Here is a 16,957-nt window from a genome sequence, read left to right as displayed (position 1 = left end):
GCTGATCTCAGATATAAATCAGCCATCAGCCATCAGCGATCAGACATTTTTTCTTATTTTTGTACTGATTTTGACCACCCTGCAAGTGGTTCCATTTATCATGGATCCCGATTTAATCGGGACTGAAATTTGAAAATATGCCTGTATTACACAACCGTGTTTCAAACGAAGAGTTGAAACAACGCCTGATGGAAGAGTCTTTCCATCGCATCACCATTAGCTTTTACCAGTATTTTCCTGTTCAGAATCCCCAGGGATTCAGAGATGAGTTATATAAGCAGCTCAATGCATTACAGGTATTTGGCCGTATTTATGTGGCTAAAGAAGGGATCAATGCACAGATTAGTGTGCCTGAGCATCACCTGGACGATTTTCGTAATTACCTCTATAGTATAGAGCCGCTGAATGGCATCCGGTTGAATATCGCTGTGGATGATGACGGTAAGAGTTTCTGGGTACTGAAGATTAAAGTGCGGGATAAAATTGTAGCGGATGGAATAGATGACCCGCTGTTCAGTATGGAGAATAAAGGTAAGTATGTAAACGCGCAACAGATGAATGAACTGTTACAGCAGCCAGATACCATTGTAATCGACATGCGTAATCATTATGAATATGAAGTAGGACATTTTGAAAGAGCTCTTGAAATTCCATCTGATACTTTCCGCGACCAGTTACCCATGGCGGTAGATATGATGAAGGGTAATGAAGATAAGAATATTATTATGTACTGTACAGGTGGTATCAGGTGTGAAAAGGCCAGCGCATTTATGCTACACCAGGGATTTAAAAATGTATTTCATCTGGAAGGAGGTATTATCAATTATGCGAAACAGGCCAGAGAAACAGGTATTGAGAGTAAGTTTATCGGGAAAAATTTTGTCTTTGATAATCGCCTGGGAGAAAGAATTACGGATGATGTAATTGCTAAATGTCATCAGTGCGGAAAACCCGCTGATACACATACGAACTGCAAGAATAATGGGTGCCATTTATTGTTTATCCAATGCGAATCATGTGCAGCGGAATATGATGGCTGTTGCAGTTCAGCCTGTAAGGAAACCATTCATATGCCGGTAGAAAGGCAGAAAGAATTAAGAAAAGGAATTGAAAACGGTCAGAACATTTTTAATAAAAGCCGCGTACGGCTTAGACCAAAGCTTGGGGAATCATAAACATCGAATGTAGAATAATGAATATTGAAGTTTGCTCATACATGAGATATACTTCAATATTGAATATTCATTATTCTATATTCATTGTTTTAAACCGCCCCCAGTGTTTTGAGTGATTCACTTACTGTTGCAATAATTTGTTCGTCAGAGGGTTGTTCGGGGACAAAGGTTTTACCGGTTACTTTTTCGTATAGTTCAATATATCTTTTACTGATGGTATCAATCCACTCATCAGTCATTTCCGGAACTGTTTGTCCTTCCTTACCCATAAAGTTATTAGCGATCAGCCACTCCCGTACAAACTCTTTACTGAGCTGTTTCTGTTTTTCTCCGGTATTTTGTCTTTCTTCAAAACCATCTGCATAAAAATACCGGGAAGAGTCTGGGGTATGTACTTCATCCATTAGATAAATCGTATCACCAATTTTCCCGAACTCATATTTGGTGTCGGCAAGTATGAGACCTTGTCTGGCAGCAATTTCTTTACCCCGGGCAAATAATTGTAAAGCATACTTTTCAAGTATTTGCCAATCGTCGCTGTTCACGAGCCCCTGTGCAATAATTTCTTCTTTGGAAATATCTTCATCATGTCCCTCAGCAGCTTTGGTGGAAGGGGTAATGATGGGTTCAGGAAAAAAATCGTTTTCTTTTAATCCTTCCGGCAGGGTAACACCACATAGTTTTCGCTGACCGGAAGAGTAGGTTCGCCATGCGTGCCCCACAACATTACCACGCACCACCATTTCAATTTTAAAGGGTTCGCATTTTCTGCCAACAGATACATTGGGAGCCGGGACTGACAATAGCCAGTTTGGACAAATATCACGGGTAGATTCCAGCATAAAAGCGGCAATCTGGTTCAAAACCTGTCCTTTAAAAGGAATAGGTTTGGGTAATATTACATCAAAAGCCGATATGCGGTTACTGGCCACCATCACGAGCCAATGCTGCCCGATGGTATATACATCTCTTACTTTTCCTTGGTAAATATTGGTTTGTTGGGGGAACTGGAGCTTGCTCATACGGCAAAATTAGCTAGTGCATTGAATAATAAAGCGTAACGCAGTTCGTTTTTCTTAACAGATAGCTGGTTTTGTGGACAAATTAAATTTTTGGATGAAACCAACAATTGCTATTTTGCTTATACATATTAACTAAATCTTGCCAAAATGAGAAGATTCTACAGTAAATGTCTGTATGCGGCATTGGCTACAGCCATAACCATACCTGCAATTGCTCAGCAGACAACTACCGTTTCGGGTAGCGTAAAAAATGCAAGTTCCAAAGAAGCGCTATCAGCGGTTTCTGTTACAATTAAAGGCGGTACAGTTGGAACATTTACCGATGATAAAGGTAATTTCCGTTTCACTACCGTTCAAAAGCCTCCATTTACTTTAGTCATCTCATCCGTGGGATATGCCAGTAAGGAAGTTTCCGTGAAAGGAGCAAGTGATGTTATTTCAGTTGATCTGACACCCTCTTTCACATTGGGCGATGAAGTAGTTGTTTCTGCTTCAAGGGTTCCGGAAAGAATTCTGGAATCTCCTGTATCGATCGAAAGAATCAGTACAGCTGCGATCCGTAATACACCGCAATTAAGTTACTACGATATGTTGACCAACCTAAAAGGAGTTGATGTGGTAACAGCCAGTTTAACTTTCAGAAGTGTGGGTACACGTGGCTTTAACAGCAGTGGTAATACAAGGCTCAATCAATTGGTTGACGGAATGGATAACCAGGCGCCAGGTTTAAACTTCTCAGTAGGTAGTGTGATCGGTCTGAGTGAACTCGATGTAGATAATATGGAACTGTTACCAGGTGCATCATCTGCCTTATATGGCCCGGGTGGTATGAACGGAACGGTTTTGATCAACAGTAAAAATCCTTTTAAATACCAGGGTTTTAGCTTCCAGGTTAAACAGGGTATCAACCATATTGACAGCAAGTTCCGTGGAGCAGCTCCATACTATGACTGGAGCCTCAGATGGGCTAAAAAAGTATCTGAGAAACTGGCGTTTAAAATCAATGCTCAGTTTGTGCAGGCACAGGATTGGCTGGCAGGTCAGGGCGAAAACTACTCACGCATACTGAATACCCCTAATGGATCTTTCATACCCGGATCTAGAAATACAGATCCTAACTATGATGGTGTAAACTATTATGGCGATGAAACCTCTCAGACCATGAGCGGTATTGCTTCTCAGGTATTTGCAGCAGCGGGTCTTACATCTGGCCAGCTGGCAGCATTTAATGGTTTTCTTGCTGCTAATCCGGGCGCCAAACTTGCGCAGTTTAACGCATTTTTGAATGGTGCCGGTGCGGGTGCATTGGTAACTGCCGGTGTATCGCCATTGATTTATGGTGCTTCACCAGCAAGAAATTACTTAGGTAACCAGGCTGTGAGCAGAACCGGTTACTATGAGGCTGATGTAGTTGATCCAACTACGTTAAATATGAAACTTACCGGAGGTATCCACTATAAATTAACAGATAAGATTGAAGCTTCTTTTAATGCTTATTTTGGTACGGGTAACTCTGTATATACAGGAAGCGACCGTTACTCCTTAAAAGACCTGCGGATTGCCCAGTTTAAATACGAACTGAAACACAAGAACTGGTATGCCAGATATTATTCAACTCATGAAAATGCAGGGAATTCTTTCAATGCAACTATCACTACCAGATTGTACAATGAAGCATGGAAACCCAGCTCAGCGTGGTATCCTCAGTATATAGCTGCTTACGTAGGATTTATTGATAATGGTGGCGATTATACCACTTCTCACAGCCTGTCACGGGCATTTGCTGATCAGGGACGTCCAACCGGATTTATCGGTAATTCTGCTCTGTTTCAGTCTATCGCACGCAAGCCTATTTCTCAGGGTGGGGGCTTGTTCCTGGATCGTTCTCGTTTGAAAGTATTTGACGGACAATATAACCTCACTGAAGATCTGGGTCTTGCTAAAACCAATACAGACTGGCTCATTGGTGTGAGTGCAAAACAATATGTATTGAATTCAGAAGGAACACTGTTCGCTGATACAGCCGGTGTTATTAAAATCAATGAATTTGGGGCTTATACACAGGTTTCTCAGCGCTTGTTTAATGATATCCTTAAGTTAACTGTATCGGGTCGTTACGATAAGAATACGAATTTTAAAGGTCGTTTTACGCCAAGGGCTTCCGCTGTGGTAAAACTGGCAAAAGACCACAATCTGCGTTTCTCTTATCAGACAGCTTATCGTTTCCCGACTACACAGAATCAGTGGATCAATCTTACAGTGGGTGGTGGAACAAGACTGCTGGGTGGATTACCTCAATTACGTGATTTCTATAAGTTCAATACCAATCCTGTATTTACATTGCCTAGTGTACAGGCTTTCGGAGCCAGTGCCTTAGCCGGTGCTCCTAACCCGAACCTGTTACAGCAACAGAGTTTTGGCGAATTTAAGCCGGAGTCAATGCGTTCATTTGAAGTGGGTTATAAAGGCCTGATTGCTCAGAAATTACTGATTGATGTATATGCTTACTGGGGTCGTTACAAAGATTTCTTAAGTTCTGTAGTAGGTATCCAGTCAAGAAATGCAACATTCAATCCAGCTGATGTTCTTAACGCCAATACCAGAATCGCTTACAGTATCTCTGTTAATGCGCCTGGTGAAGTAAATACATCTGGCTGGGGTGCTTCAGTTGAATATTTACTGCCTAAAAACTTTTCTTTCACCGGTAATTTGTACCACGACCAGATTGGTGCTTTACCAACCGGATTCGTATCATATTTCAACACGCCTAAATACCGTGTAAACATGGCACTGAATAATACCGGATTTGGTAAGGATAATCGTTATGGGTTCAGCATTCAGTACAGATGGGCCAACTCATTCCTGTATGAAGGTACATTCGGTACCGGCGTGGTTCCATATATGAGAACCGTAGATGCGATGGTAAGCTACAAACTGCCTGCTACTAAATCCATGATTAAAATTGGTGGTACCAACATCTTTAACAATTACTACCGTACCGGTTGGGGCAACCCAAGCATTGGGGGGCTGTATTATGTGAGCTTCGGCTATAACGTATTCTAAACCCTTAGAATCATTCGAAATGAGCAGGAATGAGAGAGCGAAAGCTTTCTCATTCCTGTTTTAGGGGGTATGGGGTTTCTTTTTTCTTATTCCATGGAATCCTATATTTTTGCTCCTCATTTAACAAACAGATATGATGCGTTCAATAGCTTTCAGAGAGGCTCTCAGAGAAGCCATGAGTGAGGAAATGAGAAGAGACGAGCGGGTGTTTCTGATGGGTGAAGAAGTAGCCGAATACAATGGTGCTTACAAAGTAAGCCAGGGTATGTTAGCAGAATTCGGTGCCAAAAGAGTGATTGATACCCCCATTGCAGAACTGGGTTTCGCAGCAGTGGCTGTTGGAGCTGCCCAGAACGGGTTGCGTCCGATTGTTGAGTTTATGACCTGGAACTTCGGTGTACTGGCGATGGATCAGATACTGAATACAGCCTCTAAAATGCTCGCCATGAGCGGCGGGCAGATTGGTTGTCCGATTGTGTTCCGTGGCCCGAATGGTAGTGCCGGTCAGTTAGGAGCCCAGCACTCAACAGCTTTTGAAAGTTATTATGCCAATATACCCGGATTGAAAGTGGTATCTCCCTCTAATGGATATGATGCCAAAGGATTGTTGAAGCAGGCCATCCGCTACGAAGAAGACCCGGTGATGTTTATGGAAAGTGAAGTGATGTATGGTGATAAAAGTGATGTGCCTGATGAAGAATACTATATTCCTTTAGGTAAAGCCGACGTTAAAAAAACTGGGCGCGACGTAACCATCGTTTCATTTAATAAAATGATGAAAGTAGCACTCGGGGCTGCTGCCGAATTGGAAAAAGAAGGTGTAAGTGCAGAAGTAATTGATTTGCGCACCATCCGTCCACTCGACTGGATGACCATTCTTGAAAGCGTAAAGAAAACCAACAGACTGGTAATTGTAGAGGAGCAATGGCCTTTTGCTTCTGTATCATCTGAAATTTCTTATCGCATTCAGAAAGAGGGCTTTGATTACCTTGATGCACCTATCCGTAGAATTACCAGTGCCGATGCCCCTATGCACTATGCGCCTAACCTTACAGCACTGGCCATCCCGGATGTGAGTCGTACAGTGAAACTGGTGAAAGAAGTGATGTACATGAAGAAATAAATATATTGAAACGATACTCTTATACAGCCCGGAGAATTTACTCCGGGTTTTTGTTTTCTGATTACATTCATAGTAAAGAAAATAAACGTTGAAACAGGTATCCATCAACCCTATCGGCAGGCTATAATGGGGTAAAGACATTCTTCAAGTTAAGGGTGTATTACAGGGTATTCAATATTTTAGCTTTCGATGATTAGCTGCACAATGACATCATTGTATGAAATATCAAAAGATGAAACAAAGATTGATTGTCATAACTGCCATGTTATGGATATTGATACTGCCATTATATAATCAGGCACAGCAACTAGAATCTGATACTGCTCGCCTGGAGGAAGTAGCTGTTACTGCCTTTTATGGAAGGGTGAAATGGCAAGCAATTCCAGCGGCAATTGCCATCATTGGATCAGATAGAATTAAGAATAGTCCAACACCTTCTTTATTACCTGTCATGAATAGCCAGCCTGGCATACGAATGGAGGAAAGATCACCCGGTAGTTATCGTTTATCTATACGTGGCAGCTTACTCAGATCTCCCTTTGGTGTAAGAAATATCAAGGTTTATTTTGATGATCTGCCTTTAACGGATGGCGGCGGCAACACTTATTTTAACCTGATAGCACCGACACAGATTAGTAGTGCAGAAATACTGAAAGGACCCGTAGCTGCCGCTTATGGAGCGGGTACCGGAGGTGCTGTTTTGTTGCGATCCGGACTACATTTTTCTGAAAAAAAAATACATCATGTTTATGGCGGATTGATGGGCGGATCATTTGGATTATTTCAACAGAAGACGGGTTGGCGATATAGCACACCTACTTTCAGCAGTGAGCTGCAGCAGTTGCACCTTCAGTCGGATGGGTATCGTCAGCAATCGGCTATGAGAAGAGATGGCTTTACCTGGCAGGGAGCATTGAGAGGTAAAGTGCATAATTGGCGTTTTCTGAGTTTTTACACAGATTTATATTACCAGACACCGGGAGGGATTAATGAAATACAGTTTATGCAAAATCCTCAACAGGCCAGACAACCTGCCGGAGCCCTTCCCGGGGCCATTCAACAACGAACGGCTGTTTACAACAAAACTTTTTACAATGGGGTATATCATCAATATAAGCTAAATGATCAGCACAGTATTCGTTCATTTGTGATGATGAGTGTTACAGGCTTCAAAAATCCATTTATTACCAATTATGAGCAACGAAGAGAAGATAATATAGGAGCAGGTACACAATGGCAGTATAGCCATCGATCTGGTAATCATGAATGGCAATTCAATACAGGGGCTGAGTGGCAGTACCAGCATTCACTGATTGAAAATTATGGAAACAGGGCAGGTGTAAAAGATACGGTTCAATACATCGATAAAGTATTTGCTGTACAATGGTTTATCTTCACACAACTACAGTACAAATACAGGGAGCGTTTGTCTATTACGGCAGGTGTAAGCACCAATCAACAATCCTATCGCTACAGAAGACTTACGGATATCGGGAGCCGGTATGCACGTAAACAAATGGGTACTCTATTTACACCCCGACTAGCATTTTCATATGCGCTAAAACCTCAGATACAGGTCTATACAATATTGGCGAAAGGATTTTCGGCACCTACACTCGCTGAGTTCAGACCTTCAGATGGAAATTTTTACGGGACACTGAATGCCGAATCTGGTTGGAATATAGAGACGGGTATAAAGGGGAGCATTATGAAAAGCCGGGTATTATTTGACCTGTCTTATTATTATTTCCGGCTCAATAATGCCATTGTAAGGAGGAACAGCAATAGCGGCGCGGAATATTTCGTAAATGCCGGTGGTACCCGTCAGCAGGGTATAGAAGCCATGTTAAAAACCTATCCGGTGAAAAATACGAACAGACAAATGCGCGAACTGGCTGTTTGGGTTAGCTATACATATCAGCCCTACCGCTTTACAAACTACACACAGGGCAGTATTGACTACAGTAATAACCGGCTAACAGGTGTTCCGCTGAATACACTGGCCATGGGGGCAGATATACAAACGGCTTCAGGGGTTTATGGTGCTGTGTTATTCAATGCTGTATCATCTATTCCATTGAATGACGCGAATGATGCAGAGGCAAAACCCTATCAATTAATGCAGGCAAAAATTGGATATCGGATAAAAAAATGGGAGCTGTATATAACAGCTGACAATATCCTGAATCAGACCTATAGTCTTGGGAACGATATCAATGCAGCCGGCAGGCGGTATTATAATGCCGCTGCAACCCGTAATTATGGTTTCGGCATGAATTTTGGCTTACACTGACTTCACAAATGATATCTTAGCAAAAACCTTTACCATGCCTACTATTCTAATTATTGATGATGAACGCGCTATCAGGAACGTTTTAAAAGACATTCTGGGGAACGAAGGATTTAAAGTAGAAGAAGCCGCAGACGGCGAAGAAGGGCTTAAAAAATTTACCTCGGGTACCTATGATGTGGTATTATGCGATATTAAAATGCCCAAACTGGATGGTATTGAATTTCTGCAGCGGGTAACCGAAATCAACGCAGATACGCCGGTGATCATGATCAGCGGGCACGGGAATATCGAAACAGCAGTGGATGCGGTTAAAAAAGGTGCTTACGATTATATTTCCAAGCCCCCAGATCTGAACAGGTTACTGATTACGATTAGAAATGCAATGGACAGAACCAACCTGGTACAGGAAACAAAAGTGTTGAAGAAGAAAGTGTCTAAGGTCCAGGAAATTATCGGCGATAGCGAAGCCATTCTGCGTATTAAGGAAACGATTGATAAAGTAGCTCCTACCGATGCACGTGTATTGGTAACTGGAGAAAACGGGAGCGGTAAAGAACTGGTGGCACGCTGGTTACATGAGAAGAGTAGCAGGGCTCAGGGACCCATTATAGAAGTTAACTGTGCTGCTATACCGAGTGAATTGATCGAAAGTGAATTATTTGGTCATGAAAAGGGTTCTTTTACCTCTGCCATCAAACAACGTATCGGGAAGTTTGAACAGGCCAACGGCGGTACATTGTTTCTGGATGAAATAGGCGATATGAGCCTGAGTGCACAGGCAAAAGTACTACGTGCCCTCCAGGAAGGTAAAATTACCAGGGTGGGTGGCGATAAAGAAATAGCAGTGGATGTGCGTGTGGTAGCTGCTACCAATAAAGACTTGCTCAAAGAAGTAGAAGAAAAAAATTTCCGTCTTGACCTTTACCACAGATTGGGGGTAATTCTGATTCATGTACCCTCACTGAATGAGCGGAAAGCTGATATTCCATTATTGGTTGATAAATTTCTTGATGATATTGCTGTTGAATACGGACAGGCCAAAAAAGGCATCGATAAAAAAGCCATAGAGGCACTTCAGCAACATAACTGGACTGGTAATATCCGGGAACTGAGGAATGTTGTGGAACGTTTGATCATTCTTTCCGGAAAAGAAATTACAGCAGGAGATGTTGCGTCTTATGTTTGATTTTCTGATCTTTTGATTGCTTGATTTGACATTTGTAATAGATCAGGCAATCAAAAGATCAAAGATCCGAAATACAACGTCAGTTCTTTTTCACAAAATCCAGCATCTCCTTCATGCTGTATAATACCTTTAGATTTTCCTGCGTACAGGTAACTTCTTTGGTAAGTGGGCCCGCCATTATTACCCGTTGCTCTTTAAACATCCTTGTGATGGTTGTAAGCATTTCGTCTACCGGTTCCTCATTCATATGAGCAATTGCATGGAAATACAGGTGAGTAGGTTTTTTATGAAGAACATATGTTTCAAGATCACTGACAGGAACATTTACACCCATGTATATACAGTGTTTTCCACTTGCCTTCATCAGGTAATAGGCCAGGAGCAGTGGAATTTCATGGTATTCTCCCTCAAGGGTAAATAAAACATAGGTATCTCCCGAAGCAACCGGTTTTACTTTCAATGATTCAATATGTGCAATAATTTTTCTTCTCACAATATTACTGGCGAAATGTTCCTGAGCAGGAAGCATATGATCTGTAAGCCATAACAGGCCTACCCGTTCCAGGAAAACATATACAATATCTATAATAGTCGACTCAAACCCGAATTGTTTGAATGCTGTATCGAGAGCGGCTTCAAATGAGTCCTCATCGAAATCAATAGAGGCTTCGATTAACTGATGCACAAAGGAAGCTGATGATTCTTTTTGTTCGGAACCCAGCATCGCCATGGAACGGATAGACTCATCAGATAGCTGGGCAATTTTCGAGATCTTGATACCATTATGGTATAGCTGCGAAATGCGAAGAATGTGTTTCAGGTCCTCGTTGTCATAATAACGGTGTTTACTTTCTTTGCGCTTAGGGGTAAAAAGCTGGTATCGCTGTTCCCAGATCCGAAGTGTATGTGCTTTAATTCCGCTAAGATTCTCAATGTCTTTAATCGTAAAATGGTTCATACTTCTTTTTTGCTCTTTCGGTCAGGGTCTTACAGATTAATCTATATCATATAAAAATAAACAAAGTTTTGTGTAAGAATTTTAGGTTGGATCAGACTAAGTGTTCAAACAGGCGCATAATTTAAGTGCAGTAGGTTAAAACGTATAAAATGGTGCAGATTTCTAAACCAGTGAAATTGGTGTTATTGACTGTAAATCATTGGTTTAGGAAAAGTTTTGGCCGATTACCCAATCATGTGTCTGAAAAGAATATTTTTGTTTCCACCTAAAAAATAAAACATGGGTTTAATTCTGTTTATCGTAGGTATCATCGGCTGGCATGCAGGTATGTATGGTATGTTTAAAAAGGCGGGTATTGAACCCTGGAAGGCTTTGGTGCCTTTTTATAATACCTGGTTCATTGTTGAAAAATGTCAGATCCGTAAATATTGGTTCTGGCTCCAGTTGATACCCATTGCCGGACAGTTCATTACCATCTGGATCACTATCATCTTTGTGATGCACTTTAAACGATTCAACCTCATTCATCATACAGCTGCGGTATTATTTCCCTTTATATATTTTCCTTATCTCGGTTTCTCGCAAAATGAGAAATGGTATGGAAAAGAAGCTTTTCACCAATATAAAAAACCAGGCTCCCGGGAATGGATTGATGCGGGTGTTTTTGCGATTGTGGCTGCAACCATAATCCGGACTTTTGTTTTTGAAGCCTATGTAATTCCTACGGAAAGTATGGAGAAGACCCTTCTGGTGAATGATTTTCTTTTTGTAAATAAGATGAGTTACGGAGCACGTATACCGCAAACTCCGCTTTCTTTTCCTTTTGTACATAATACATTGCCCTTTTCACAAACAACACCTTCTTACCTGAAATGGCTGCAGTTGCCCTACAAGCGTCTGCCTGCTTTCACGGAAGTGAAGAGAAATGATGTAGTGGTTTTCAATTTCCCGGCCGGTGATACCATCATTAACCTGCCAGATTATGGTAGCAAGGTTACCTATTATGATGTACTGCGTTATACTTTTAAAGGGAACAGACAGGAAATGTTTGCCAGTCCCGAATATCCCCTGATTGTTCATCCGATGGATAAAACGGATAATTATATCAAGCGATGTGTGGCTGTTGGAAAAGATGTATTGCAGATCCGTAATGGTGAGCTCTATGTAAACGGAAGCCCTGCCATGGTGCCTGGTGGCCTGCAAACAGAATATATCGTTGTAACCAATAAACAACCCTATGATCCGGATTTTCTGAAAGAAGAATTGGGTATTGATGTGGCAGATACCAAGGGCCAGATGGATATGCTGAGTGATAGCAGTTATAAATTCAATTTAACACCTGAAGAACTCGAGAAGTTGAAAAAATTACCCAACTATGTTTCATCCGTTAGATATGTGGAGAATTATGCGGGTATGACTTTTCCTAATGATGAAGCTAACTATCCCTGGAGCATTGATAATTTCGGTCCACTCAGGGTTCCGGCAAAAGGAGATACCCTTCACCTGAATAGCCAGAATATTTCATTGTACAGGCGATTGATTGCCACTTATGAGCATAATAACCTTGAAGAGCGTGACGGAAAGTTTTATATCAATGGTAAAGAAACCACCACCTATATTACCCGGTATAATTATTACTGGATGATGGGAGACAACCGTCACCGTAGTCAGGATAGCCGTTTTTGGGGTTTTGTACCTGAAACACATATTGTAGGGAAAGCGTCACTGATCTGGTTTAGCTGGGACAAGGGTCCAAGATGGAAACGGATCATGAGAAGTATCCGATAAGGGAATAAGCCGCAAGCTACCAGCTTCTAGCTTCAAGTTGAAGTGGTAAGTAATCTGTATGATTCTTTCTCTACTACATTCCAATGACTGTAAGTAATGTAGGGCTTGTAGCTTGAAACTTGCGGCTTTCAAGGTTTGTGATTTCATCTTTTTTTAGTAATTTACATTGCCGTAGGGGTCCTCATAGCGTAAGCTTTGGGGACTTTTTCGTCTAAATATGTTAGTGTATGAATCATCAACAGTACCAATTTGAATTTGAAGTGTACGAATCAGCTGATCAGTTGAATGAGCAGGATGCTTTATTGTTGAAACAGGCAAAGGAAACAACATCGATCGCATATGCCCCTTATTCTCATTTTAAAGTGGGTGCTGTGGCCGTTTTAAGTAACGGAGCCATCGTATCAGGAACCAACCAGGAAAATGCCAGCTTCCCGGTAGGTATTTGCGCTGAGCGGGTATTATTGTCAAATGCGGCCATGCTACATCCTGATGTAGCGATAGAAGCATTGGCCATCAGTTACAACAATACAAGGGGTAACAGTAACCATCCCATATCCCCATGCGGAATTTGCAGACAGAGTTTACTGGAATATGAAATAAGGGTAAAAAAACCGATCAGGCTGATACTGGGTGGATTGTCCGGTAAAGTATATGTACTGCCAAAGGCCAGCCATTTATTGCCCCTTAGTTTTACCAGTGAGGATATGTTGTAAGGAACTAAAACAGCGTTTGTACACCATGTGTGATTTTAAATTCATGTTGCAGCAGCCATTTTTTGCGCCACATACCACCTGAATAACCGATCAGTGATTTATCACTTCCGATTACCCGGTGGCAGGGTACGATAATAGCAATATTATTTCTACCATTGGCACTGGCGGCTGCACGAATGACTTTTGGATCTCCCAGTTTTTTGGCCATATCCATATAACTAATGGTTTTGCCATAGGGAATTTCCTGAAGTTCACCCCAAACTCTTTTCTGAAATTCCGTGCCATCCTGATGAATGGGGATATCAAAATGTTTTCTGCTTCCATGAAAAAATTCAATCAGTTGTTCCGTACACTGATGCATGATCTCACTGATACCGGGTTCCCCATAGGTGAGCTGATCAGGATTGTCTACAAAAGTCAGTTCGCCAATAAACTGATCGGTGCCACCTATTTTAAGTAGTCCTACCGGGCTTTCGTAATATGTATAATATAACTCACTCATACAGATACCCGTCTGGGTATGGTTTACGTTCCGAATATACTATGCTAAAATGGTAATTGGTAGTTTTACTCCTGATTACCCGATTCTTTGACCGTTTCCTACGGGAAGTCCGGGTTGCAGTAAGATCACTTTTCCTTCATGATCGTATACCCCCAGTACCAGACACTCACTGAAGAAATTGGCGATTTGCTTGGGTGGAAAGTTCACCACTGCTACAATCTGTTTACCGAGAAGACTTTCTTTTGCATAGTGATCCGTAATTTGAGCAGATGATTGTTTGATGCCGTATGCCCCGAAGTCAATCTTTAACTGGTAGGCTGGTTTCCTGGCTTTCGGAAAATCTGTAACTTCAATAATGGTTCCGCTACGGATTTCAATTTTTTCAAAATCATCCCAACTGATCATATCAATACTGTTTAATTCAAATTTAAAACTTAATCATTATGAAACGCAATGCAACTGCAGTCTGGAATGGTTCCGGAAAAGAAGGTAACGGACACCTGACCACACAAAGTACAACACTGAACCAGACCCAGTATTCATTTAATTCAAGGTTTGCGGAAGGTTTAGGCACCAACCCGGAAGAATTGATGGCAGCCGCACATGCGGGCTGTTTTACCATGAAACTCAGTTTTGTGCTTGGGGCAGCCGGATTTACACCAGATACACTGGAAACGCAATGTACCATTACACTGGAGGATGGAGTGATTACCGGTTCGCATCTGGTATTAAAAGCAAAAGTACCTGGGATCAGTGCAGAACAATTTGAAGCCTGTGCTGCCGATGCCAAGGCAAACTGCCCGGTAAGCAAGGCTTATAATATGAATATTACACTTGATGCACAATTGCAGTAAGCAAGAAAAATAAAATGAATAGTTGGGGCCAGTTTCCCCAACTATTCATCCAATAAAGAAGCCAATTGCAGCAACTCTGCGTGTTTATAAGCATTGGTAGGACTGTCGAAACATTTAGATAACTCTTCCAGCAAGAGCTGGATCAATCTTTTATGCGAAACCGGCTTAAAATAGGAAGCTACCGGCGGTACAGAAATGCGTTTGAAATAATTCTCAATATCAGCATGGGAAAAAGCCTGTCCACTGGTTCCATCTACAAAGAAGTGAATTTTATCCTGCGGATGCCCCGGATACAATGCGGGGTCATAATCTGAGTGATAAAAAGCGATGATACATTGTTTAGGGATATTGATGATGCGGGCGTTAATTTCCAGCTGGTCACACAGTACCTGATAAATTAATGCATTGGAAATGGCATTCCCTTTTTTTGACTCCAATACTTTATGTAAAAAGAATTCGTCCGATTTTTCGTAATTAATTTCACCACCTTTCAGGTTGTAGTAATTGTAGAGTATGCTCGATAATACATTAGCCTGCTCCAGAGGCGTAAGAAAGCTATTCAGTTCCAGCCACACATTACGTCTTATTTTTTCAATCTCCTGAATTACGGGTGTAGTCTGTAATTCAGGGTACTGAAATTTAGACACCAGTAAAGCTCCGAATAAGAGATCGTGATAGGCACTTTCCCGCCACTCGGTAAAATCGGTAGTAAGATCCGTAAAATGTAAACGATGTATAATCATTTCAATCCGGCTCTGTACATCCTCGCTGGGGGTATTTTCCCAGAGATGTTCCAGATTGGGAATGATTCCTTTTCCATATCCTACGATCCGCTCTGAAATAGTGGAATAAACCTCCTCATCAGGGTCATCGATCAGGGTAAACAATGCGTGTATTTCCTTTGTTTCCTGCATGTGTTGAAGCTTAGGGCCTTATTATTATCTTATAGATAACGCTTATGAGTATCAAACTAATATAAATTTGCTGTATTTATCAATAAGAAGTTATTCAGCATTGTGGAAATATCAGCGTTATGTTGAATACTTATATACGTATTAATATCGTTATCTGCCACAGATCTGTAAAAAACAAGTTTTAACATGTAGATGACAGGGATTTAGTGTTATTTTGCATTACTATATCATTTCAAATTTTTGCATGTCACAGGTTACCACTCCCAAATTTCCCGCAGTTAAACAATCCTTGCACACAGAATTAAAAAAAAGAGTTCAGCAGTATTTTGACGAAAGAGGCATTGCGCCAACGGGTAATCCCAAATTGTTTACAAAGGCCATCATTATGGTCATTGCCTTTATTACCGTTTACCTGCATCTGATTTTCATGACGCCGGTATGGTACCTTGCCATTCTTGAATGTATTATACTCGGTGGATTGGTAGCAGCTATCGGTTTCAATGTAATGCATGATGGTAGTCATGGTAGTTTCAGTCACAACAAATGGCTCAACAGAATAGCCGCATCATCTATCAGTATGTTAGGTGCCAATCATTTTATGTGGAACATGAAGCACAATATGATTCACCATAGTTTTACCAATGTAGATGGAGTAGATGATGATATTGAGGTGGGTATCCTGATGCGCATGGCACCAACACAAAAATATTACAAGCTACATAAGTTCCAGCACCTCTACTTCTGGGTTTTGTATATGCTGTTATATGTTTTCTGGATTTTCTTTGCCGACTACAGAAAATATTTTTCACAGAAGATAGGTAATGTCCCCCTGAAAAAAATGAATTGGAATGACCATGTTGAATTCTGGAGTGTGAAACTGTATCATGCAGCTGTATTTATTGTTCTGCCGATTGCAACAGTAGGTTGGTTATATTGGATGATCGGATTTATTGTCATGAGTTTCTTCGCGGGTTTTGTACTGAGTATAGTATTCCAGTTAGCGCATACAGTTGAACATACAGAATTTCCTGTGGCAGATATTGAAACCAATAAATTACCTGATGAGTTCGCCGCACACCAGATTAAAACCACGGCCAATTTCGCTACCAGAAATAAACTCGTTAGCTGGTTAGTAGGTGGACTTAATTTTCAGATCGAGCACCACTTGTTTCCTAAAATATCACATGTGCATTATCCTGCCATCAGTGAAATTGTAAGGAATGTGTGCAGAGAATATCAATTACAGTACATCGAATACCCCACCATGCGAAAAGCAGTAGTGGCACACGTACGTTTTCTGCGTCAGATGGGTAGAGAAGCATAAGAAAATATCCAATCATGAATTTCGAATTTTCAATTTCGAAGT

14 protein-coding genes are annotated in these 16,957 nt (G+C 41.3%); 9 read left to right on the top strand and 5 right to left on the bottom strand.

Annotated elements, in window-relative coordinates; genetic code table 11:
* The first annotated feature begins 137 nt into the window (after positions 1 to 137).
* Positions 138 to 1,175 (top strand): oxygen-dependent tRNA uridine(34) hydroxylase TrhO, encoded by a 1,038-nt coding sequence (gene trhO / locus BC659_RS01730; protein WP_133472858.1) that lies wholly within the window; start codon positions 138 to 140, stop codon positions 1,173 to 1,175.
* 89 nt (positions 1,176 to 1,264) lie between these two features.
* Here trhO and BC659_RS01725 read toward each other — a convergent pair whose 3' ends face one another.
* A complete protein-coding gene (locus BC659_RS01725) occupies positions 1,265 to 2,197 on the bottom strand; it encodes a phosphoribosylaminoimidazolesuccinocarboxamide synthase (RefSeq protein WP_133472857.1) in 933 nt (310 codons plus the stop codon).
* Between the two features lie 147 nt (positions 2,198 to 2,344).
* On the opposite strand from BC659_RS01725, the gene BC659_RS01720 reads away from it, so the two are divergent.
* The 4 genes from BC659_RS01720 (at position 2,345) to BC659_RS01705 (ending at position 9,862) form a co-directional block, all read left to right on the top strand.
* Complete coding sequence (locus BC659_RS01720) at positions 2,345 to 5,260, top strand: TonB-dependent receptor (protein WP_133472856.1); 2,916 nt, start codon at positions 2,345 to 2,347, stop codon at positions 5,258 to 5,260.
* 133 nt (positions 5,261 to 5,393) lie between these two features.
* Complete coding sequence (locus tag BC659_RS01715; RefSeq protein WP_211340684.1) at positions 5,394 to 6,383, top strand: pyruvate dehydrogenase complex E1 component subunit beta; 990 nt, start codon at positions 5,394 to 5,396, stop codon at positions 6,381 to 6,383.
* A 232-nt stretch (positions 6,384 to 6,615) separates the two neighbouring features.
* Positions 6,616 to 8,676: a TonB-dependent receptor gene (locus tag BC659_RS01710; RefSeq protein ID WP_162847321.1), complete on the top strand. Its 2,061-nt coding sequence runs from the start codon at positions 6,616 to 6,618 to the stop codon at positions 8,674 to 8,676.
* A gap of 34 nt (positions 8,677 to 8,710) precedes the next feature.
* Positions 8,711 to 9,862: a sigma-54-dependent transcriptional regulator gene (locus tag BC659_RS01705; RefSeq protein ID WP_133472854.1), complete on the top strand. Its 1,152-nt coding sequence runs from the start codon at positions 8,711 to 8,713 to the stop codon at positions 9,860 to 9,862.
* 79 nt (positions 9,863 to 9,941) lie between these two features.
* Here BC659_RS01705 and BC659_RS01700 read toward each other — a convergent pair whose 3' ends face one another.
* Positions 9,942 to 10,820, bottom strand: a complete 879-nt coding sequence (locus BC659_RS01700) for a MerR family transcriptional regulator (RefSeq protein ID WP_133472853.1) — start codon at positions 10,818 to 10,820, stop codon at positions 9,942 to 9,944.
* A 279-nt stretch (positions 10,821 to 11,099) separates the two neighbouring features.
* Between BC659_RS01700 and lepB the strand changes: the two genes are divergently transcribed.
* Both lepB and BC659_RS01690 read left to right on the top strand, forming a co-directional pair.
* A complete protein-coding gene (gene lepB / locus BC659_RS01695; protein WP_133472852.1) occupies positions 11,100 to 12,608 on the top strand; it encodes a signal peptidase I in 1,509 nt (502 codons plus the stop codon).
* Between the two features lie 227 nt (positions 12,609 to 12,835).
* Positions 12,836 to 13,321, top strand: coding sequence for a cytidine deaminase (locus BC659_RS01690; RefSeq protein WP_133472851.1), 486 nt, complete (start codon positions 12,836 to 12,838; stop codon positions 13,319 to 13,321).
* A 4-nt stretch (positions 13,322 to 13,325) separates the two neighbouring features.
* Here the strand turns inward: BC659_RS01690 and BC659_RS01685 are convergent, their stop codons facing one another.
* Together BC659_RS01685 and BC659_RS01680 are read right to left on the bottom strand one after the other, a co-directional pair.
* Positions 13,326 to 13,823 carry a methylated-DNA--[protein]-cysteine S-methyltransferase gene (locus BC659_RS01685; RefSeq protein ID WP_133472850.1) on the bottom strand — a complete coding sequence of 166 codons (498 nt, stop codon included), beginning with the start codon at positions 13,821 to 13,823 and terminating at the stop codon, positions 13,326 to 13,328.
* A gap of 75 nt (positions 13,824 to 13,898) precedes the next feature.
* On the bottom strand, positions 13,899 to 14,228 hold the full coding sequence (locus tag BC659_RS01680; RefSeq protein WP_133472849.1) for a tRNA-binding protein: 330 nt from the start codon (positions 14,226 to 14,228) through the stop codon (positions 13,899 to 13,901).
* Positions 14,229 to 14,266: 38 nt separating this feature from the next.
* Between BC659_RS01680 and BC659_RS01675 the strand changes: the two genes are divergently transcribed.
* Positions 14,267 to 14,677: an OsmC family protein gene (locus tag BC659_RS01675; protein WP_133472848.1), complete on the top strand. Its 411-nt coding sequence runs from the start codon at positions 14,267 to 14,269 to the stop codon at positions 14,675 to 14,677.
* A gap of 41 nt (positions 14,678 to 14,718) precedes the next feature.
* On the opposite strand, the gene BC659_RS01670 is transcribed toward BC659_RS01675, so the two are convergent.
* Positions 14,719 to 15,591 (bottom strand): transglutaminase family protein, encoded by an 873-nt coding sequence (locus BC659_RS01670; protein ID WP_133472847.1) that lies wholly within the window; start codon positions 15,589 to 15,591, stop codon positions 14,719 to 14,721.
* Between the two features lie 244 nt (positions 15,592 to 15,835).
* Here BC659_RS01670 and BC659_RS01665 point away from each other — a divergent pair, with 244 nt between their 5' ends.
* Complete coding sequence (locus BC659_RS01665; protein ID WP_133472846.1) at positions 15,836 to 16,915, top strand: fatty acid desaturase family protein; 1,080 nt, start codon at positions 15,836 to 15,838, stop codon at positions 16,913 to 16,915.
* The last annotated feature ends 42 nt before the right edge of the window (positions 16,916 to 16,957 follow it).

It is taken from the genome of Sediminibacterium goheungense (assembly GCF_004361915.1).
GTDB lineage: Bacteria > Bacteroidota > Bacteroidia > Chitinophagales > Chitinophagaceae > Sediminibacterium > Sediminibacterium goheungense.
The sequence above is the reverse complement of the archived record's forward strand: the minus strand, read 5'-3'. Positions and strand labels throughout refer to the sequence as shown.